Genomic DNA, 18,589 nt, shown 5'->3' on the forward strand with positions numbered 1-18,589 from the left:
GATACAGGCTTATTTTTTATTGCTGCAAATGTTTGCTGACACTTTTGATTTTGCTCTCCAGCGTCGTTTCTTTATCACGTCTGTCATCAATGCGGATATTTGTCGCCACTCTGTGCAGCCCTTTTTGGAACGGGGCTTCGTGAATGTCCTGAATGACTGCGAATAAGTCGCTCAGCTCACCTTCAATCAACGTGTTCATCGGCGTGAGCTGAAATTTGATTTTGCCGGCAGCTTTGTAACCCTCCAAAATGTTTTGCACATCCGCTACATACTCACTGACGCTCGGTGTTTTTGTTCCGATCGGAATGATTGTCACATCTGCAATTGCCATTTGGTTCAAACTCCTTTTTCATTTGTTATGATTGGTTCTGTCATGCCTGTTTTCAGTGAAATCAGACGGTCATACGTAAAGCCGTATAAAGCGTATTCCCCGTTCGGAGAGATCTGAATCGGCTCCATTTCCGTGTTTTTGAGCACCGTCCGCTCCCGTTCGTCTCCTAAGTCAAAGCTGATCAGATTGTAAGAGCGGCCTTCAGGCTTGAATATGTAAAACCGCTTATGTGTCTGATCGTAATCATATTCCATCGGCGCAAAGCTCTCATACTTTTCTTGGAGAGGAAAGCGGTGTGTCACGGATGCCGGCTTTTGGAAAAGGAACTCGCCGTCTCCGTCCGATTGATCCGTTTGTCTGACGGCAATCGTCATGCCCGGGCGGGAATCAGCCCAGATGACGTGATGAAGCACTCTTTTTTCTTTTTTTGTCTGCAAGTCATAAGAATATAAAGGACCCTCTTCCTCCGTTTTTCCTTGCTTGATATATTGGAATTCATCAGTGGAGGTCCAATGGACAAAAGGGGCCTGAACGGGACTCTTTTTTAAAATGCCGTTGTTCATATCGGCCGTATAGGCTGTGAAGTCCCATGTTTCAGTAAAAACGGTAATCATCATTTGATACGGGTCATACGGATTCCAAGCCGTCTCCAGCTCATAAGAGTTAAAGGCTTTGTGATAAAGTCTTTTCCCCTGCTTGTTCATAAGCACAAGCTCAGTCTGACCTTTGCTTGTCACCTGTACGAGAATCAGCTGTTTTTTCCGGCTGATCTTTACATTGACAATATTGCCCTTTGTTTCATAGAGCCGTTCGGATTTTCCGCTGAAAAGATCATATTTCATCAGCTGATGATGTGCTGTATACAGGATCGTTCTGTTATCCAGCCATCCTTCCGTTTTCTCCGCTTCTTTTTTACTGAGCGGAACGATTTTCTGTTCTGCCGATTTTGCCGAAACGCCTGTGTCTTGCTGCTGATGAGATGGTTCACAAGCCGCTAAACACAGAACGAATGCGGACAGCAGAACACAAACCAAGTATCTCACCAGCCTTCCCCCCATTCTTTTCTATTGTCCCATATTTGTTTATGTAAACAAATGAGAAATTTCACAGATGTCTCAAAAAACAAGCGACCTCCACAAAATACCTTCCGTCGCTTGATAAATATCAGCAAACTGATGAAAAGGCAAAGGGTTTTTTCCCTTCCCGAGCTCAATGGTATAGCCCTCTTTTCCATACTGCTGTATAAACCAATCCCTAAAACCGGCATGGCTGTCAATGGTTTTAACGCCTTGATAGCGGTTTCCGCTTATCGCTTCAAACTCCCGAATCATCCGGGATGATTGCTCCGGTTCACATCCTTCGTATCCCCAATAAATCTCTTCTCCCTGCGTATGAAGCGCGATCAGCCTGTCAGGCGGCTGTTCCGTTATCAGCCGGTGCATCGCCTGCGCCTCCGGTTCAGTGAGCGGCGCCGTCCCCGGAAAATCACGGTATGAAGGGGCTTTCGGTTTGCGCCTCTGTTCAATATCCCAATTGGATGGGAAATGTTTATTTAAATCCACACCGTTTATATTCGCCTTCCATTCGCGGAAATCGGGGCGGTGCTCATTTAATTGTTTAAGAAATTCATTTTTTTCTGATAAATCTTCACATCCGTAAAGTACGAGATCAACCCCGTCGGGATTTACGAGCGGAACGAATGACAATGATGTCCGGCTGAATATATCAAGCGCAGAGTGCCCGAAAACGGTTTTATTTTCGCATAATGCCGCGCAATATTCTTTACACCATTTAAGCGCGACCGAGGTGGTGATCCATTCATTGGCATGAAATGAGGCGTTTACATGGACTTTTCTTTCAGCCGTATCCGCACCTATTTTCAGCTCATAAAGCGGCTTTCCCAATACGGAACTGCCGATTTTACGGTACGTGACAAACGGAAAGACATCTGTTATTTTCTCAATTTCTTCATAAACCGATTGGGAGCCGTACACCTTTTCTTCCTTCACCCATTGATCAGCGGAAAGAATCTTTTCACAGCGCCGGATGTATCGCGAAAGCCCGCTCAGCGTCTCAAGCGGGGGACCCTCTGACTGCCCGCTCACGGCAAAGCCGGGACAAAATAATTCATCGCTTTCCGCCGTTTTATCAGCGGCTTTCAACAGTTTTTCATCAATTGAAAGCACCTTTGCAATATCTGTCATATGCTGTTTCAATTCAGGTTTGACACGAATTCCCGCCATGTTCATCCCCCTTTTTTAAAAACTATATGACAGGGGAGATAAAAAAAGAAAGCCGCCCGCGATATGGGCAGGCAGACTTTCTTCAACAGTTTTGATGTTTGAGCCATTCATTTTTGGCAATCCACGCCCCGCCGATGACTCCGGCGTCATTTCCAAGTGCCGCAATCGAAATATCGGCCGCTTCCGCAGAACGCGGGAACGCGGTGATTTTGAAAGTCTCTTCCACTTTTGACCGCAGGATTTCACCCGCTTTAGAGACCCCTCCGCCGAGCACGATTTTCGTCGGGTTCATGGCGCTTGCCAGATTTCCGAGCACGAGGCCTAAATGTTTTGCGACATAATCGACGACTTCAAGCGCTGTCTTATCCTGCTGTTTAGCCGCTTCGAACACGTCACGTGCCGTCAGATCATCCACTTGTAAGAGCGAAGAGTCGGAAACCGCCGCAAGCTTTTCTTTCGCGATGCGGACGATGCCTGTTGCGGACGCAATCGTTTCGATGCAGCCGGATTTTCCGCAGTTGCACGGAGCTCCTCCTTCCGGAATACTGCAAATATGACCGATTTCCCCGCCGGCCCCGTTTTTACCGTGAACGATTTCTCCGTTGACGATGATGCCTCCGCCGACTCCGGTTCCGAGCGTCACTAAAATGACATCTTTGGCCCCGTCACCTGCACCCTTCCACATTTCTCCGAGCGCCGCGATATTGGCATCGTTTTCAATGACGGCCGAAATACCCGTTTCCGCCTCGAGATGGTCTTTCAGCGGATAGTTTTTCCACCCCATATTTGTCGTCTCATAGACCATTCCCGTCGCCATTTCCACGGGTCCGGGCGCTCCCATTCCGATCCATTTTACGATCCGTTTCGGCTTGTTCAGTTCTTCCAGCTTCTGATCAAGCGCTTTGGCGATCGTGACCGTAATTGTGTTTCCTGATTTATCGGTAGGAACTTCCCATTTATGCTGAATTTCACCGTACATGTTGATGAAGGCCAGCTTGATGGTTGTCCCGCCAAGATCAATCCCCGCAAACCATGTATCTTCCATAATAATCTCCCTTTTCTTATTAAAATCCTGCTTTGTTATCTGCCTTTGATCCGCTCCGATTCTCTCTGAAGAACTCCGGCGGCTTTTTGCCATAATTCTCTTTCAATCACGTTTGACAAGTACATTTCCTTTAATTCATCTTTCATAAAGTCAATTTCGGCTTGTCTGTCACCGAAATAAACGATATGTCCGAATGACTTAAACAGCTGCTGCACGTCATAAAATGAATTCATCTGCTTCACCATTTCTATTCTTCTTAATATAAGCGTATTTCATCACTGATCCGGGCGTCAAGCAAAAAACGATTGGAGAAAATATCCTTGTGTCATTTTCATAAATTGTATATTCATAATTGTAAAAAAACACTCATTTATGCGTTTTTCTGTTACAATACTTTCGTGCCCAAAAGCACAAAAGGATTAAAGTTTGATGGGGTGTTGTTTTGAAACAAGAAAAAAGGCTGACGTTCATCTCAGCCATCAGTTTATTTGTCTTGATGTTAGCAGTCATTATGTCCTGCCTGTTTTTCTTTCATACAGAGCCGCATATGCCGCTGTTCTTTTGCGTCATTATTCTGTCTCTGGCAGGTTTGTGGCTCGGTTTCTCGTGGGACAGTCTTGAAAAAGGAATTGTCAGCGGATTGAAAAACGGTGTGCAGCCGATTATCGTGCTGGCTTTGATCGGTGTGCTGATCGGCGCCTGGATGTACAGCGGCGCCATTCCCACCGTCACCGTTTACGCTTTGTCAATTATACAGCCGAGTCAGCTGCTTTTGACCGCATTATTTTCCTGCATGATCATCAGCACGCTTGTCGGCTCAAGTCTGACAACTGTCAGTACAATCGGCGTCGCGCTGTTAGGGGTAGCAAGCGCGGCGGGAGTTCCGCTCGAATGGACGGCGGGAGCAGTCATTTGCGGGGCTTGTTTCGGTGATAAAATGTCACCGATGTCCGACACGACGAATTTTGCCGCCGGAATCGGCGAAATTCCGATTTTTAAGCATATTCGCCATATGATGGGCACTACCGTTCCGGCACTGCTGATCACGATTGTTCTTTTTTATATTCTCGGTTCATCGGTTTCAATAAATGCCGCTTCAACGCAAAATATTGAGGCGGTCATTTCCGGAATGAAAGAGGCCGTGCACGTTACGCCTTGGTCGCTTCTTTCACCTCTGTTGGTGATCATTTTAGCTGTGAGACGGGTTTCCGTGATTCCGGTGCTTACCGCCGGTATTATTTCCGCAGGGCTTCTGACTGCTGTTTTTATTCCTGACAGCAGCATTCAAGGATTTATATCCGCCCTGCAAAGCGGGACAGCGTTTAAAACCGGCGACCAGGCTGTGGCCAGCATTATCAACAGAGGCGGGCTCCAATCGATGATGGGTTCAGTCTCTCTGATCATGATCGCCTTTGCGCTCGGCGGCCTGATGGAAAAAACGGGCCTGATCGCGGCGCTGCTTCAAGGATTGATAAAAGGCGTGCATACGAAAGGACGTCTTATCATGGCGACCGTCTTCTCAAGTATAGGCGTAAACCTTGCGACAGGTGAGCAGTATTTATCGATCTTAATTCCGGGTCAATCTTATAAACCATTATATGACAAGCTCAGCATTAAGCGGATTCACCTTGCCCGGTCGCTTGAGGACGGCGGAACATTGATCAACCCGCTGATTCCCTGGGGAGTAAGCGGCGCTTTTATGGCAAGCGCATTAGGGGTTTCCGTCATCGACTACCTGCCGTTTACCTTTTTTCTGTACATTTCTCCTATGATCTCAATTCTGCTCGGTTTCTTGAAAAAAAGCTGACAATACGAGAAAACCTGCCGTTTTTTACCGGCAGGTTTTCTTATGCAAAAAATCCCGCTGAAAAACGGGATTTGTTTAAAATGCCTGCTGAATGAATTTGTTTCTGATAAACGGTATTTTTAAAAAGAAATGAATGAATGACCGTCTGATCCCCGGCTGGCTGAGCACGCTGTTCATCAGACGGTAGCGGTTTTGGTAAACGGCTAAAACAGATACGGCGCATAATGAGTAGATCAACAATTTTTTCATCTTATCCCTCCTGCCCCTATCGTTTGTCAAACAGCGAGAATTATTCCGGTGCAAGAAGTTTTTTATGCGATTAAGCGATGGTTTCAGATTCAGTCACGATCATATCGACCGGAATATCGTGGGGCATGCGGGGAATGCGGTCTGTCAGCTGGCAGTCAAAGAGAAGCGACACAGTACGGCCTTTATAACCGGAGAGGTACCGATCATAATATCCTCCGCCGTATCCGATTCTGAAGCCTTCCCGGTCAAAAGCCACGCCGGGCACAATCACAAGGTCAATGTCATTTTGGGCGGCTTTTTCCGTCAGGCTCTCGATCGGTTCACTGAGGCCCGCATATACGGTTTCCAGCTGATCATACGCAGAAAATGTACGGAACTCCATCGCTCCCGTCTGCGGAAAGCATTTTGGGATACAGACTTGTTTTTTCTCTTTCCAGGCCTGTTCAATAATCGGCCGTGTCGGAATTTCCAGGCGTGTCGAGATGGTAACGGCGATCACGCGGGCCTGTTTCCATTCTTTTAAAGAAAACAGCGTTTCACGCATGCTGCGGCATTTTTTCTCCCATTCACTTTCTGACATGTCAGAAAGCTTTGCTTTTATATCGGTTCTGATTTGTGCTTTCACGTTTCTCAAACCTCCCTGAAAGACAAAAAAGCCAGAACTTTATTGAAAGCTCCAGCTTTTTCCGCTGTTTTAAACAGCTTATTTTGTTTCACGGTGTAACGTAGATTTTTTATCACGTGGGCAATATTTTTTAAATTCAACGCGGTCCGGATTGTTGCGTTTGTTCTTTTTAGAAATATAGTTACGCTCACCACATTCAGTGCAAGCCAAAGTAATATTAACGCGCATTATTTTCCCTCCAAACTAAATATCATTTACTTATTCAGACTTATATATAATACCACTATAATGGACGGAATGCTAGAGTGATTTACATGAAATGTTGTTTAAGTGCAGAAAACATCAGTTTACGCTTCTGATCCTCTGAATGAGCTTGCGTCAGATGAAGGGAAAATATGACGAAACAGGACAAAAAAGGGCTTTCTGATGCGAAATCTATAGAGAAATAACCGTTTGCTCCCCGAATAAAAAAGATTTCCCGACAAAATTCCGTTTTTTTCTCTATTTCCTTTAGAATGGCGGCGTTTTATGGTATAAAAAAGAAGGGCAAATTAATAATAGAAGGTGATGAAACGTGGAAATTGCTATTATTGCGTTGTTTATCGTCAGTATAGCGCTTATTGCATTCTCATATTCTCAAAGAGATCCGATGAAAGATGTGGAACAGGAGCTTGAAACGCTTCAGCTTTCCGCCATGCAGGAAATTTACAAGCTGAAAAAGAAAATGACGGTGCTTGAAGAAGAATTGCTGGAAACCAACCTCGTGATCCGCAAAGCCAAAAGCAGCGGCATTAATCAAAAAATCGCCAAACAAATCATTTCAAAATATAACAACGGAATGTCTGCGGAAGCCATCGCAAAAGCGGAGCACGTGTCTGTCGAGGACGTCAATACCATTATTAAAGATAATGAGAAGGTGCTCGTATGACAAAACGGGGCATTCAGGCTTTTGCAGCAGGCATGATTTTAGCGACGGCCGTCCTCGCCGCTGTCTTCTACTTGACTGACCATGACCAGGCAGCCGCCGTTAAAACCGAAAAAACAGCATTGACAGAAAAAGAAGTAAACAGCTACCTCGACGATCAGCAAAAAGTCTCCGTCAACCGGGATGACTATCAAAAACTGCTTGATTCTAAAGAAAAATCGTTAAACAACGACCAAAACACAGACGCCAAAAAGAAAAAAGTAACATACAAACTGACGATTAAAGACGGAATGAGCACTGCTGATGTGTCATCCATTCTTGAAAAAGAAGGGATTATTCCTTCAGCGAAGGACTTTAATGATTACGTCATTGACGCAGGCTACCATAAAGAAATCCGCGCCGGCCATTTCAAAGTCGACTCAGATATGAGCTTTAAAAAAATCGTCAAAACATTAACCCGCTAAAAAAGCTTGCAGGCATCGTCCATTCAGATGGATACGGCCGGCAGGCTTTTTTAATAGACAGTATAAAACGGACCCGGTCAATGGCCGGGCCCGTTTTTTTCATCCGAATTTTCCGGTGATATAATCATGTGTTTTTTGATGATCCGGCTGAGAAAATATTTTGCCCGTATCCCCCCACTCTACCAGTTCGCCCATATAGAAAAACGCGGTTTGATCAGAGACCCTCGCAGCCTGCTGCATGTTGTGCGTCACAATGACGATTGTATACTTTTCTTTCAATGTCAAAATCAGCTCTTCTATTTTCCGCGTGGATACGGGGTCGAGAGCGGACGTCGGTTCATCCATCAGAAGGACGTCCGGTTTGGTGGCGAGCGCCCTTGCGATGCACAGCCGCTGCTGCTGACCGCCTGACAGTGAAAGCGCCTGCTGGTGAAGGCGATCCTTCACTTCATCCCAGAGCGCTGCTGCCTTTAAAGATTCCTCGGCGATTTCAAGCAGTTTCTTTTTATTTTTTTCGCCGTGGATTCTCGGTCCGTACACGACATTCTCAAATATTGACTGCGGAAACGGATTGCCTTTTTGAAACACCATACCGATCTGTTTTCTTAATTCTGCCGCATCCGTCTTTTCTTTCAGCAGATTGCGCCCGTTATAGATCATGTCGCCTGTCACTTTGACATTCGGGGTCATTTGCAGCATTAAGTTTAATGTTTTAATAAAAGTGGATTTCCCGCAGCCGGACGGACCGATGATCGCAGTTACCTTCCGCTCCTCAAAACCGATCGTAATGTCTTTTAAAGCCTGATGGGCTCCGTACCATACGTTCATGCCGTGAATATCAAATAAATTATGTGTGTGCACCGCTTCCTTCACAAGGCTCACAGTCCTTCCCCCTATCCGAACTTTCCGTTAATGTAGTCATCTGTCTTTTGCGCTTTAGGACTCGTAAAAATTTGTTCTGTCTGCCCGTATTCCACCACTTCCCCGTTTAAAAAGAAAGCCGTTCGGTCTGACACCCTAAGCGCCTGCTGCATATTATGCGTAACGATAATAATCGAATAATCTTTTTTCAGTTCTGTCAAAAGCGTCTCGATTCTGGCGTTTGAAATAGGGTCCAGAGCTGAAGCAGGTTCATCTAAAAGAAGTACGGCAGGTTTCATCGCAAGCGTACGGGCGATGCAAAGGCGCTGCTGCTGGCCGCCTGATAACGACAGAGCCGATGAATGAAGCCGGTCTTTGACTTCATCCCAAAGCGCAGCCTTCGTTAAGCTTTCTTCGACCGCATCATCCAAAACGGCTTTCCTGCGTTCACCCGCATACTTCAGCGCATGTGTGATGTTATTGTAAATGGATTTCGGAAACGGATTCGGTTTTTGAAACACCATACCGATCTCCCGTCTGAGAGACACGATATTAATCGCTTCCCCCAAAATATTCAGCCCTTCATAAAGAATCTCTCCCTCGCTTCTTGCCGAAGGAATGGCATCGTTCATTCTGTTAATCTGTCTCAAAAATGTTGATTTCCCGCAGCCGGACGGACCGATCAGAGCCGTCACCGCATGTTTTTCAATATCCATGTTTACATCTTTAACCGCTTGTTTTTCACCGTAATGAATTGATAGATGCTTCACTTCCAAAATCGAAGACTCCGGCGAACGCTTTGTCTGTTCCGCTTGTTCCCTGATGATGTAATCAATCATGTTTTCGCCTCTTTCCGATTAATTTGCCGTAAGCTTTTTATAAATGACAGACCCGAGCCATCTTGCACAAAGGTTAAACAAGAGCACCGAAATCACCAGCACCGCCGAGCCGCCGTTTGCAATCGCTTCGGCGTCAGGGATGATTCCCTGCGTATTGACACTCCATATATGAACCGCCAGCGTCTCAGCCGGCCTGAAAATGTTGAAAGGAGATGATTCAGAAAACGGGTTTAAATCGGTAAAATTCAGCCGCGGCGTTGTCAGTCCCGCTGTAAATAACAATGCGGCCGCTTCTCCGAATACTCTTCCTGATGCGAGAATGGCTCCGGTTAAAATCGAAGGAATCGCACTCGGAATCAGCACCGTTTTGACGGTATGCCATCTCGATACGCCTAAAGCGAGAGAAGCTTCTTTCAGCTCCTTAGGAACTGCAGTGAGCGCGCCTTCTGTCACCCGGACCATAACGGGAAGGTTAAAGACCGTTAATGCGAGCGCGCCTCCGATAATCGTGTAGCCCCATCCGGTCAGGTTTACAAACATCAGCATGCCGAACATCCCGATGACAATGGACGGAAGCGAAGACAGCACCTCAATACACGTTCTGATAAAATCGGTGATTTTATTTTGGGGCGCATATTCAGCCATAAAGACGCCGCCCCCCACACCAAGCGGTATCGTGATCAGCATGGTGATAAACAGAATGTAAAAGGAGTTAAAAAGCTGATCCCGTATTCCGCCGCCTGACGCAATAGCGCTCGATTTTGACGTAAGAAAATGCAAGGAGATTTCAGAGACGCCGTGAATAAGAATGTACAAAAACAATCCTGCCAAAATCGCCGCGATTACAGCAGCGCATAACCCGAATACACCGGTGGCCAATTTATCCGTTATTTTCCGGTTCATTACACTTTCCTCCTAGATGACAAGTAGCGTATGAGCAATATAAACAGAAACGACATGATAAGAAGAACAAGCCCCATAGACCATAACGTATTATTTTCAATACTGCCGTATGTGGTATGGCCCATGTTTAACGTGATAATCGTCGTTAATGTTCCCGCCGTATCAAGCAGGCTTTCCGGCAGAAGCTTTGTATTTCCGATAACCATCTGTACGGCGAGTGCTTCTCCGAATGCTCTTGCCATCCCGAGCACGACAGCGGTCAGCAATGTCGGAAACGCCGCCGGGATAAGCACCTTTCTGATTGTCTGCCACCTCGTCGCACCAAGCGCGTATGAACCGTCGCGAAGATGTTTCGGAAGTGACGCAAGCGCATCAGCGGAAATCGATGTAACAGTCGGCAGAATCATTACCGAGAGTACGATCGTCCCCGCCAGAAGGCTGTGACCCGTTCCGCTTGATTTAAAAGAGCCGATAAACGGAACCAATACTGTAAGACCTATGAATCCATAAACGACGGACGGAATGCCGACAAGCAGCTCAATTACCGGCTGCAGCACCTTTTTCCCCCAAGTCGGCGCAATTTCCGTCATAAACACGGCACCCGCAATACCGAGGGGCGCTGCGATCAGAGCCGACAGAACCGTGACCGCAAATGATCCGAAAATAAAAGGCAGCGCGCCGAACTCAGGTTTTGCCTGGGTTGGATTCCAATTCAGACTTGTTAAGAACTCAATCGGGCTTACACCATTTACAAAAAAAGATTGCAGCCCCTTTATGCCGAGAAAAATTGTGATCGCCGCTGATGCCGCAATGATAATCGCGGCACACACAGACACAATCACCCTTCCGCGGACTTCATCCAATTGCCTGTTTTGTTTTGAGCTTATTAAGCGTTCGCTTACAGACTCTTTTTCTCTGTGATTTATCATTTGTTTACACTCCTATAAAGAAGAAGAGGCGGGGAGCCCGCCCTCCCCTCAGCTTTGCTTGCCGTTTGCGTCACGTGTGACTTTCATATCAGAGATCGGAATGTAGCCCTGATCTTTTACGATACTTTTCTGTACTTCATCGCTGTTCATATAGTCAAGAAACGTTTTTGTAAGGCCTGACGCTTCACCTTTCGTATAAGAGTGCTCGTAAGCCCAAATCGGATACTCGCCTGTGACGACGTTTTTCTCTTCCGGTTTGATGCCTCCGATCGATAAAGGCGTTACTTTGTCATCGTTTATATAAGAGAATGCCAGATAACCGATAGCTCCCGGCGTTTCCGCAATGATTTTTTTGACTGTATTGGAGGAATCCTCTGTAATGCCCTCAGCAGGATCTGCTCCGTCAAGCGCGTATTTGACGAACGTAGCGCGTGTTCCTGATGAATCAGGACGGTTCACAAGTGTAATTTTTTGATCTTTACCGCCAAGCTCTTTCCAGTTTTTAATTTTTCCTGTAAAGACGTCTGTCAGCTGTTTTTTGGTTATATCCTTTACGCCCGCACCGGGGTTGACCGCAGCCGCCATCGCCACTACCGCTACTCGGTGGTCTTTTAGGGCTTTTGCATCAATGCCTTCCTTTTCTTCAGCAAAGACATCTGAGTTGCCGATTTGCACTGCCCCTTCAGACACTTGCGAAAGACCTGTTCCTGAACCTCCCGCTTGCACCTGCACATCAGCATCCGGATGTTTTTCCATAAACTTTTCTGCCGCTGCCAGTACTAACGGCTGCATGGCTGATGAACCAGAAATGGTTAAAGAACCTGATGCTTTTTTATCCTCACTTGCAGATTGACTGTCTGTCTTGCCGCTTTCCTTTGCATTTCCGCATGCTGCAGCAACAATCATAACAGCAGCCATCAGAAGCATAAGCATCCATTTGTTTTTTTTCATTTCCTGAATTCCCCCTGCATTTAATGTGTAATTTGTCCTACAGGTCTAGAGTAAAGGGTTCTTGTAAAATGCGTATAAATCAAGTGTTAAGGTTTTGTAAATCCGGATGTTTTTTTGTATAAAAAAAACGCTCACAAGTTGTGAGCGTTTTTCTGTTAGTGATTTGTATTGCCGTTTTCAGCGTCTTCCTGAATTTTATCTTCGTTTTTCTGCTTCGTATTATTATCTTCTTGTTTCTTTTTCAGCTCAAAGTATTTGTCCAGAGCTGCTCTTCCTATATCATTCGTAATCGAATATCGATCGCTGTAATCAATATAGGCCCAAGGAACGACTACAGAAATAGCCACTTCCGGATTATCCGCAGGTGCATAAGCGACAAGAGTCGTATTATACGTTCCTTCACCCGTCTCTGATTTGTCCGGACCGTCATAGAAAGATTGCGCCGTACCCGTTTTACCGGCAGGACTGTATGTCGCCGTCGCAAAATCAGTTGCGGCTGTCCCTTTTGTCATGACGCGTCTGAAACCTGCCTGCACTTCTTTAATATCTGCATTATTCATATCAATCTTGTTCAGTACTTGGGGCTGAACAGACTCTACAACGGCTCCGATTCCTTTTTTCGAATCAGGCTGCCTGACCTCTTTTACAAGCTGAGGCTTCAAACGATAGCCTCCATTGGCGATTGTAGATACATACTGCGCCATTTGCAGCGGTGTAAACGTATCATACTGTCCGATGGCAAAGTCTAACAGAAGACCGGAAATTCGCTGTGACCCTTGGTACCCGGTCGCTTCATTCGGGAGATCAATTCCCGTCTTAACTCCGAGTCCGAACTGATTGAAGTAGTATCTGAAAGTATCGAATGCCTTCATATCAAGCGGCAGGGACTGGCCTTTTTTGTACTCCCCTTTACCGACAGCAATCGCCGTTTTGAACATGAACACGTTTGATGATTCCTGAAGCGCTTTTTCGATATCTACGGGACCTAAATTCGTCCATGATTTTTTCGGGTTTTTACTTCCCTTGAAATACATAGGTTCATCCTGAAAAACGGTGTTCAAATTGATCGCGCCCGTCTGCAGTCCGGTCAACACCGTCGCTCCTTTGACCGCCGATCCCATTGCATAGGAGGAAGTCATTGCGCCGAGGGCATAATCATTAATTTTGTACTTTCCATGGTCATTCGTAATCTGTTTGCCGGCCATCGTCAGCACTTCTCCGTTTTTCGGGTTCATCATGACGACGAAGGCCCGATCAAGAAGCTTCGTGCTCGGTCTCGCTTTTGCCGATTTTAAATTTTTCTCAATGATTTTTTCAACGGATTTCTGCAGGTCCATATCAATGGATAAAACAAGGTCTTTGCCGGCCTGTCCTTTTGAAATCACTTTGCTGCCCGTGACATTTCCGGATGAGTCGGTTAAGTTCTGCACTTTCTCTTTTTGACCCTGCAGCAGGCTTTCATATTGATATTCTAAATAGCTTTTTCCGACCCTGTCATTCCGGCTGTAGCCGAGTGACAGATAGTGATCCAGCAGGTTGGACGGAAGACCTTCGTTCGAACTGGATACACTGCCGAGCAATGTCCGGATCAGGCTTTTATAAGGATAAGACCGTTCCCAGTCAGACGTCACGTCAACTCCCGGCAGTTCATCTAAATGTTCGCTGACGACGGCCATTTCTTTTGCCGACACGCCTTCATTTTTGATGTATTGAGGCGTCAGGGAGTAGCCTGAATCCATCTGCCTTTTAATCGCAAGGATCTGCATGTCTTTTGAAGTGAGTTCATTCAGCTGTTTGTCTGTGATGCGTTTCAGCTGAAGCTGATATAAATCATCGTCAGACAGTTTTTTGTCTTCAGCTTTTTGCTTTTCTTCGGCCGTAATCAGTTTTTTCGCTTCATCAGGCCTCGTTAACATCCAATAGTCTTTTTTATCCCGCTCAGTCACCTTTTTGGTGCTTACCTTAATCATACCCGACAGTTTTTTTGCGATTTTTAAACGCTGCGCCTGGGTGGTTGAGGCTGAACGTGTATATGTAATCGCATTTAATGCTTTATTCGTTACGATGGGATTTAGGTTCCGGTCGTATATTTTCCCTCTCGGAACCGCCGTGCTGACATCAGACTCCTCCTGCTTATTAGCGGCGTTTTTATAATCATCACCCTGAACGATCTGCTTGATGCCAAGCTCGACGATAATCCAAGTGAAAATAAGAAACGCGGCCAAAAACAAAAAATTAAGCCGGATCGGCAGTGATTTTTTCTTTTCTTTGTTTACAGCTATTTTCTTTTTATTTCTCCTCATGACATCACCTTTTCTTATTTACAGAAAGAAATGACACCTTCTGTTCAGGTGCCATTTTTCATTCTAAAGGTTTTTTCGATATTTTTCTACAGATAACCCTTTTATCTTTCTCCTTTTATAAAATTCGGTTCCGCCGCCTGTTTTTGTCGGTCTTCTTCTACTGTTTCATCAGAAGTTTCCGTATCCAGTTTGATGTCTTTTATAAAGTAATAAATCAGCGGATGGCCGGCTCCGAGCAGCACGAGCGCCGCCGGTATTCCCACTTTTTCCTTGAATAATGTAACGATTACAAGGAAACAAAGGATGGAAACGATCCGGCCCGCATTTAAAAATAACTCCCTGAGCACAATGTATTCAATTCTGGCTTTTCTGGCAAGCCGCGCCCGGCCTATCACATCATATGTAAGCGAGACATACGGCACGAGCAGAACTGGATAGCCGATCGCAATAAACACTCCGTACAAAAGGAGCGTCGTGAAGCTCATTTTAAAAATGATGAGAAACAGGGCGCCGTACAAGATCAATCCGCCGATAAGAATCGCCTTTTTTCGCGCTCTTTTTTTGATGAGCCTTGATGCAAAATAATAGGCAAAAAAAGAAACCGCGGAATTGACGAGGCCGAATGTTCCGAGCGCCAGCTCACTGTTTGTCGCAATGAATACAAATACGCTGATTAAAAAAACAAAAATCCCTTCTCTCAAGCCTTGAAAAAAGTGCGCGTTGGTAATCCGGCGCCAATTCAGATTCGTGTGGCGCTCACCAAAAACTTTTTTCAGCATAAACCGGCCTTTCGACTCCCTCCGCTTCAGAAAAAAGCTCATGACCACGGCAAGGGCAAATAAGCCGAGCGACAGGCTGAAAATGATTGTATAACCCGTATTATTTTCAAGTCTTGAAATGACATATCCGGCCACAATCGGACCGATCATGCCCGCCGATGAAGACAAAATGCCTAAAAACCCGTTAAAAAAATCTCTCGTTTCCGGTTCCGTGATTTCGAAAGTCAGCACATTAAAAGCCAGCCAGTAAAAGCCGTATCCAACTCCGAGCACGGCCCCTATCAAAACGAGACGGGAAGCCGCAGTTTCTCCGGCAAGCAGCACACTTAAATAAAAAGCGGCCAAAAAGATAACGCCGAACCTGAGAATAAACACCCTGTCAATTTTTTTAGCCAGCCGGCCAGCCAGCAGAAAGGTAATCGGCTGCATCGTTACGACCGACAAATTGTATATGGCCAAATCAATAAATTTTCCCGACTGCTTCCACAAATACACGTTGACAAATGTATTTGACAGCGCGATGCCCAATGAGTAAAGACCGCCAATCGTCAATAACAGCAGCAGCCCTTTATTTATTTCGATGTCGCCGATAATTTTTTTTATTTTGCTCATCATTGACTCCCCTTTACTACACATTAGTTTGTCTCACTCAAACTGAGATATGTAAAAGGAATCAAAGTCAATAAAAAAACAAGGTCTCCCGCGGGAGACCTTGTTTGATCGAACTATTTATTTTGCTTCGCTGTAAAGACGGGCAACTTCATCCCAGTTCACAACATTCCAGAAAGCTGAAATGTAATCAGGACGGCGGTTTTGGTAGTTCAGGTAGTAAGCGTGCTCCCAAACATCAAGACCGAGAACAGGTGTTTTACCCTCTGAAAGCGGTGAATCTTGGTTTGGCGTGCTTGTAATTTCAAGTTTGCCGTTGTTTACAACGAGCCAAGCCCAGCCTGAACCGAAACGGCCTGCAGCTGCTGCCGCGAATTTTTCTTTGAATTGATCGAAGCTTCCGAACGTGCTTTTGATCTCTTCAGCAAGCTCACCAGTCGGTTCGCCTCCGCCGTTCGGAGATAAAAGAGTCCAGAATAAAGAGTGGTTTGCATGTCCGCCGCCATTGTTGCGGACTGCCGTGCGGATGTCCTCCGGCACTGCGTTCAAATCAGCAACAAGCTCATCTACAGATTTCTCTGCAAGCGCTGATCCTTCGATCGCTTTGTTGAGGTTTGTCACGTATGTGTTATGGTGCTTCGTATGGTGAATCGTCATTGTTTCCTTATCGATATGCGGTTCTAAAGCATCATAAGCATAAGGCAATTCTGGAAGTTTGTAAGCCATAATTTTTTCCTCCTTTAAATATATGTACTGAAATGCCGCTTAACGCGAACTTTTCTAATCTCAATGTAACAAAAGAAAGCGTGGTAATCAATGAAAAAGCTCACAATCCGGCGATTCCAGCAGACATATTACACTTTATCCGTTCACGGCCGAAATTAAACCTTTCTAAAGCACCGTCCATAAGAAATATCCGATCATAAAGAGCTGAATGACGCCTTTTGCCGCGACGCTTGTTAAAAAGCCGATTAACGAGCCGAGCCCCACTTTTGCCGCGGCCTTGATATCCTTTTGATGAACAAACACCTCAGCGCAGAGAGCACCGATAAACGGGCCTAATATAATGCCCGCCACGGGAATAACGAAGGGCCCGATCAATAATCCGATCGTGCTTCCCCAGATTGCCGCCCTGCTTCCTCCGTACCTTTTAACGCCAAGTAAATTTGACACATAGTCAGCTGCGAATAAAACGGCCGCAAATACCGCCTCAATGAGCCAAAACAGGTAAGAATAAGGACTGAAGGAAAACAAAAATCCGTAGAGAAGAAAACCGGCCACAATAAAAATAACGCTTGGAATCACCGGGTATACAAGTCCGATAAAAGCAATGACGAAGACCGCAATGATAATCAGCCAATACAAAACACTCATGACAAAAACACCCTCCTTTGTTTTGCGGGCGATCACAGCTTCCCGCTTTATCTTATTATGTATGATTCCTTATCACCGCTTTAAATACTCTCACTTGTGTTCATCCCCTGTGAACGATACAATAAGCAACATATACCAGTTTAGGCTAGGAAGTGAAGATGTTGAACATATTTACGGCTTTATTGAAAAGTACATACTCTCCGGCGGATATTGCAAAAACACGGTTTCAGGGGATAGGAAAAGCGATCCTTTATGTATTTTTGCTGTCTGTCCTTTTTACGCTGCCAAGCGCTTATTACCTTTGCTCCGGCACCGTAAACTCAATGAACGGTTTCAAAACCGTGTTAAAGAAAGATTTCCCTGATTTCAGCATTTCAAACGGAGAATTGCAGACGAAAGCGTCCGCCTCTAAGGAAACGGAAGCTAACGGCTTTGTCATCGTGTTTGATCCGACAGATGCTTACGGCGCGAAACAAATAGCGGCGAAACAAAACGCGATCGGCATTTTAAAAAATAAAATGGTGCTTGCTGTAGACGGACAGGCGACAGAAATGAATTATTCGCTGATGCCTGCTGATATCACAAAAAAAGAAATCATATCAGCATTAAACCAAAATAAAACAATGATCGTCACCGTCCTGTCCGTTTTGCTGTTCATCATGACAGCGGCCGGAAAATTCATTGAAGTATCATTTCTCGCCGTCATCGGCCTGATATTGAAAAATGCGCAAAGAAAGACATTGAATTACCAGCAGCTCTGGAAGCTTTCGGCTTATTCCATTACACTTTCGACCATATTCTTTACGATCATGCGCGCGCTTGTTATTACAGTGCCGAGTGAATTTTTAGTGAATTGGTTTGTAAACTTTATCATCCTTTTCCTCGTCTTAAAAGAGATACCGCCAAGAAAAACAGCTGTGTAACAAAGACTGCCCCCGGCGGTCTTCTTTTTTGTCATGAACAAAATGGGACAAGCATACAATGAAGTAAAAATGTATGCGGGAGGCGGTTGGAATGAAGCGGCTTACTTTTGTATTCGGCAGTTTATTTGTGATATTCATTATCTTTTACGATCTTAAAATCGGCACGATCCCTTCTCAAGACCTTCCAGCATACGCAGCGGCGGCACAGCCAGCAAAACAGGAAGCTTCATACAGAACGGTTACGGTCAAAAAAGGCGATACGGTGATGTCGATAGTCGGCGCACATAAAGCTCCTGATGATATTGCACAAGATTTTGAAGCGCTGAATCCGAATGTAAAAGCAAACGCCATTCGGGCAGGCACCGCTTATAAATTCCCCGTCTACCGCAATTAAACGTTAATTTCTTGTCAGTTCGGCAAATACACTGT

At 45.5% G+C, this 18,589-nt stretch carries 22 protein-coding genes; 5 read left to right on the forward strand and 17 right to left on the reverse strand.

Annotated elements, in window-relative coordinates; all coding sequences use genetic code 11:
- Positions 1 to 16 precede the first annotated feature (16 nt).
- From G4O42_RS11720 to G4O42_RS11740, 5 genes are all read right to left on the reverse strand, one after another.
- The gene (locus tag G4O42_RS11720) at positions 17 to 331 is read right to left on the reverse strand and encodes an MTH1187 family thiamine-binding protein (RefSeq protein WP_003153073.1); all 315 of its coding nucleotides are present in this window, start codon (positions 329 to 331) and stop codon (positions 17 to 19) included.
- Positions 332 to 336: 5 nt separating this feature from the next.
- Positions 337 to 1,374, reverse strand: coding sequence for a YqgU-like beta propeller domain-containing protein (locus tag G4O42_RS11725; protein WP_032874005.1), 1,038 nt, complete (start codon positions 1,372 to 1,374; stop codon positions 337 to 339).
- Between the two features lie 72 nt (positions 1,375 to 1,446).
- Positions 1,447 to 2,574 carry a M14 family metallopeptidase gene (locus G4O42_RS11730; RefSeq protein WP_032874003.1) on the reverse strand — a complete coding sequence of 376 codons (1,128 nt, stop codon included), beginning with the start codon at positions 2,572 to 2,574 and terminating at the stop codon, positions 1,447 to 1,449.
- Positions 2,575 to 2,656: 82 nt separating this feature from the next.
- A complete protein-coding gene (glcK, locus tag G4O42_RS11735; RefSeq protein ID WP_015417825.1) occupies positions 2,657 to 3,619 on the reverse strand; it encodes a glucose kinase GlcK in 963 nt (320 codons plus the stop codon).
- A gap of 35 nt (positions 3,620 to 3,654) precedes the next feature.
- Positions 3,655 to 3,864 (reverse strand): YqgQ family protein, encoded by a 210-nt coding sequence (locus G4O42_RS11740; protein WP_007612586.1) that lies wholly within the window; start codon positions 3,862 to 3,864, stop codon positions 3,655 to 3,657.
- A gap of 197 nt (positions 3,865 to 4,061) precedes the next feature.
- Here G4O42_RS11740 and nhaC point away from each other — a divergent pair, with 197 nt between their 5' ends.
- The gene (nhaC, locus tag G4O42_RS11745) at positions 4,062 to 5,426 is read left to right on the forward strand and encodes a Na+/H+ antiporter NhaC (RefSeq protein ID WP_032874001.1); all 1,365 of its coding nucleotides are present in this window, start codon (positions 4,062 to 4,064) and stop codon (positions 5,424 to 5,426) included.
- Between the two features lie 75 nt (positions 5,427 to 5,501).
- Here nhaC and G4O42_RS11750 read toward each other — a convergent pair whose 3' ends face one another.
- From G4O42_RS11750 to rpmG, 3 genes are all read right to left on the reverse strand, one after another.
- The gene (locus tag G4O42_RS11750) at positions 5,502 to 5,675 is read right to left on the reverse strand and encodes a hypothetical protein (RefSeq protein WP_007408311.1); all 174 of its coding nucleotides are present in this window, start codon (positions 5,673 to 5,675) and stop codon (positions 5,502 to 5,504) included.
- 70 nt (positions 5,676 to 5,745) lie between these two features.
- Complete coding sequence (locus tag G4O42_RS11755; protein ID WP_032873999.1) at positions 5,746 to 6,300, reverse strand: 5-formyltetrahydrofolate cyclo-ligase; 555 nt, start codon at positions 6,298 to 6,300, stop codon at positions 5,746 to 5,748.
- A gap of 78 nt (positions 6,301 to 6,378) precedes the next feature.
- Entirely contained in the window at positions 6,379 to 6,528 is a 150-nt protein-coding gene (gene rpmG / locus G4O42_RS11760) for a 50S ribosomal protein L33 (protein ID WP_003153056.1), read from the reverse strand.
- A 346-nt stretch (positions 6,529 to 6,874) separates the two neighbouring features.
- On the opposite strand from rpmG, the gene G4O42_RS11765 reads away from it, so the two are divergent.
- Positions 6,875 to 7,228, forward strand: coding sequence for a hypothetical protein (locus G4O42_RS11765; RefSeq protein ID WP_003153047.1), 354 nt, complete (start codon positions 6,875 to 6,877; stop codon positions 7,226 to 7,228).
- Positions 7,225 to 7,689 carry an endolytic transglycosylase MltG gene (locus G4O42_RS11770; RefSeq protein WP_007408308.1) on the forward strand — a complete coding sequence of 155 codons (465 nt, stop codon included), beginning with the start codon at positions 7,225 to 7,227 and terminating at the stop codon, positions 7,687 to 7,689. The genes G4O42_RS11765 and G4O42_RS11770 overlap by 4 nt, the downstream gene beginning before the upstream one ends.
- A 99-nt stretch (positions 7,690 to 7,788) precedes the next feature.
- On the opposite strand, the gene pstB (G4O42_RS11775) is transcribed toward G4O42_RS11770, so the two are convergent.
- The 9 genes from pstB (G4O42_RS11775) to G4O42_RS11815 all read right to left on the reverse strand — a co-directional run bounded on the left by pstB (G4O42_RS11775) (position 7,789) and on the right by G4O42_RS11815 (position 17,237).
- Positions 7,789 to 8,571: a phosphate ABC transporter ATP-binding protein PstB gene (gene pstB, locus G4O42_RS11775; RefSeq protein WP_032873997.1), complete on the reverse strand. Its 783-nt coding sequence runs from the start codon at positions 8,569 to 8,571 to the stop codon at positions 7,789 to 7,791.
- Positions 8,572 to 8,582: 11 nt separating this feature from the next.
- Entirely contained in the window at positions 8,583 to 9,389 is an 807-nt protein-coding gene (gene pstB, locus G4O42_RS11780) for a phosphate ABC transporter ATP-binding protein PstB (RefSeq protein ID WP_032873995.1), read from the reverse strand.
- Between the two features lie 18 nt (positions 9,390 to 9,407).
- Positions 9,408 to 10,292 (reverse strand): phosphate ABC transporter permease PstA, encoded by an 885-nt coding sequence (pstA, locus tag G4O42_RS11785; protein ID WP_007408306.1) that lies wholly within the window; start codon positions 10,290 to 10,292, stop codon positions 9,408 to 9,410.
- Complete coding sequence (gene pstC, locus G4O42_RS11790; RefSeq protein ID WP_007612605.1) at positions 10,292 to 11,221, reverse strand: phosphate ABC transporter permease subunit PstC; 930 nt, start codon at positions 11,219 to 11,221, stop codon at positions 10,292 to 10,294. Before pstC ends, pstA begins: the two co-directional genes overlap by 1 nt.
- Before the next feature lie 48 nt (positions 11,222 to 11,269).
- Positions 11,270 to 12,172, reverse strand: coding sequence for a phosphate ABC transporter substrate-binding protein (locus G4O42_RS11795; RefSeq protein ID WP_007408304.1), 903 nt, complete (start codon positions 12,170 to 12,172; stop codon positions 11,270 to 11,272).
- 155 nt (positions 12,173 to 12,327) lie between these two features.
- The gene (pbpA, locus tag G4O42_RS11800; protein WP_032873993.1) at positions 12,328 to 14,475 is read right to left on the reverse strand and encodes a penicillin-binding protein 2A; all 2,148 of its coding nucleotides are present in this window, start codon (positions 14,473 to 14,475) and stop codon (positions 12,328 to 12,330) included.
- Positions 14,476 to 14,576: 101 nt separating this feature from the next.
- A complete protein-coding gene (locus G4O42_RS11805) occupies positions 14,577 to 15,866 on the reverse strand; it encodes an MFS transporter (RefSeq protein WP_032873991.1) in 1,290 nt (429 codons plus the stop codon).
- Between the two features lie 117 nt (positions 15,867 to 15,983).
- Positions 15,984 to 16,589, reverse strand: coding sequence for a superoxide dismutase SodA (sodA, locus tag G4O42_RS11810; RefSeq protein ID WP_003153025.1), 606 nt, complete (start codon positions 16,587 to 16,589; stop codon positions 15,984 to 15,986).
- 165 nt (positions 16,590 to 16,754) lie between these two features.
- Entirely contained in the window at positions 16,755 to 17,237 is a 483-nt protein-coding gene (locus G4O42_RS11815; protein WP_032873988.1) for a DUF456 domain-containing protein, read from the reverse strand.
- Positions 17,238 to 17,395: 158 nt separating this feature from the next.
- On the opposite strand from G4O42_RS11815, the gene G4O42_RS11820 reads away from it, so the two are divergent.
- Both G4O42_RS11820 and G4O42_RS11825 read left to right on the forward strand, forming a co-directional pair.
- Positions 17,396 to 18,160, forward strand: a complete 765-nt coding sequence (locus G4O42_RS11820; RefSeq protein WP_014418394.1) for a DUF1189 domain-containing protein — start codon at positions 17,396 to 17,398, stop codon at positions 18,158 to 18,160.
- Positions 18,161 to 18,251: 91 nt separating this feature from the next.
- Positions 18,252 to 18,554, forward strand: a complete 303-nt coding sequence (locus G4O42_RS11825) for a LysM peptidoglycan-binding domain-containing protein (RefSeq protein WP_025285006.1) — start codon at positions 18,252 to 18,254, stop codon at positions 18,552 to 18,554.
- The last annotated feature ends 35 nt before the right edge of the window (positions 18,555 to 18,589 follow it).

Origin of the sequence: Bacillus sp. LUNF1, assembly GCF_011008975.1 — a bacterium.
GTDB classification, from domain to species: domain Bacteria; phylum Bacillota; class Bacilli; order Bacillales; family Bacillaceae; genus Bacillus; species Bacillus velezensis.

What these genes read in the sequence shown, in the direction of transcription:
- G4O42_RS11720 (WP_003153073.1), bottom strand. Translation starts at nt 331, where the DNA reads ATGGCAATTGCAGATGTGACAATCATTCCGATCGGAACAAAAACACCG.
- G4O42_RS11730 (WP_032874003.1), bottom strand. Translation starts at nt 2,574, where the DNA reads ATGGCGGGAATTCGTGTCAAACCTGAATTGAAACAGCATATGACAGAT.
- glcK (WP_015417825.1), bottom strand. Translation starts at nt 3,619, where the DNA reads ATGGAAGATACATGGTTTGCGGGGATTGATCTTGGCGGGACAACCATC.
- G4O42_RS11740 (WP_007612586.1), bottom strand. Translation starts at nt 3,864, where the DNA reads ATGGTGAAGCAGATGAATTCATTTTATGACGTGCAGCAGCTGTTTAAG.
- G4O42_RS11750 (WP_007408311.1), bottom strand. Translation starts at nt 5,675, where the DNA reads ATGAAAAAATTGTTGATCTACTCATTATGCGCCGTATCTGTTTTAGCC.
- rpmG (WP_003153056.1), bottom strand. Translation starts at nt 6,528, where the DNA reads ATGCGCGTTAATATTACTTTGGCTTGCACTGAATGTGGTGAGCGTAAC.
- G4O42_RS11770 (WP_007408308.1), top strand. Translation starts at nt 7,225, where the DNA reads ATGACAAAACGGGGCATTCAGGCTTTTGCAGCAGGCATGATTTTAGCG.
- pstB (WP_032873995.1), bottom strand. Translation starts at nt 9,389, where the DNA reads ATGATTGATTACATCATCAGGGAACAAGCGGAACAGACAAAGCGTTCG.
- pstA (WP_007408306.1), bottom strand. Translation starts at nt 10,292, where the DNA reads ATGAACCGGAAAATAACGGATAAATTGGCCACCGGTGTATTCGGGTTA.
- pstC (WP_007612605.1), bottom strand. Translation starts at nt 11,221, where the DNA reads ATGATAAATCACAGAGAAAAAGAGTCTGTAAGCGAACGCTTAATAAGC.
- G4O42_RS11795 (WP_007408304.1), bottom strand. Translation starts at nt 12,172, where the DNA reads ATGAAAAAAAACAAATGGATGCTTATGCTTCTGATGGCTGCTGTTATG.
- pbpA (WP_032873993.1), bottom strand. Translation starts at nt 14,475, where the DNA reads ATGAGGAGAAATAAAAAGAAAATAGCTGTAAACAAAGAAAAGAAAAAA.
- G4O42_RS11805 (WP_032873991.1), bottom strand. Translation starts at nt 15,866, where the DNA reads ATGAGCAAAATAAAAAAAATTATCGGCGACATCGAAATAAATAAAGGG.
- sodA (WP_003153025.1), bottom strand. Translation starts at nt 16,589, where the DNA reads ATGGCTTACAAACTTCCAGAATTGCCTTATGCTTATGATGCTTTAGAA.
- G4O42_RS11815 (WP_032873988.1), bottom strand. Translation starts at nt 17,237, where the DNA reads ATGAGTGTTTTGTATTGGCTGATTATCATTGCGGTCTTCGTCATTGCT.
- G4O42_RS11820 (WP_014418394.1), top strand. Translation starts at nt 17,396, where the DNA reads ATGTTGAACATATTTACGGCTTTATTGAAAAGTACATACTCTCCGGCG.
- G4O42_RS11825 (WP_025285006.1), top strand. Translation starts at nt 18,252, where the DNA reads ATGAAGCGGCTTACTTTTGTATTCGGCAGTTTATTTGTGATATTCATT.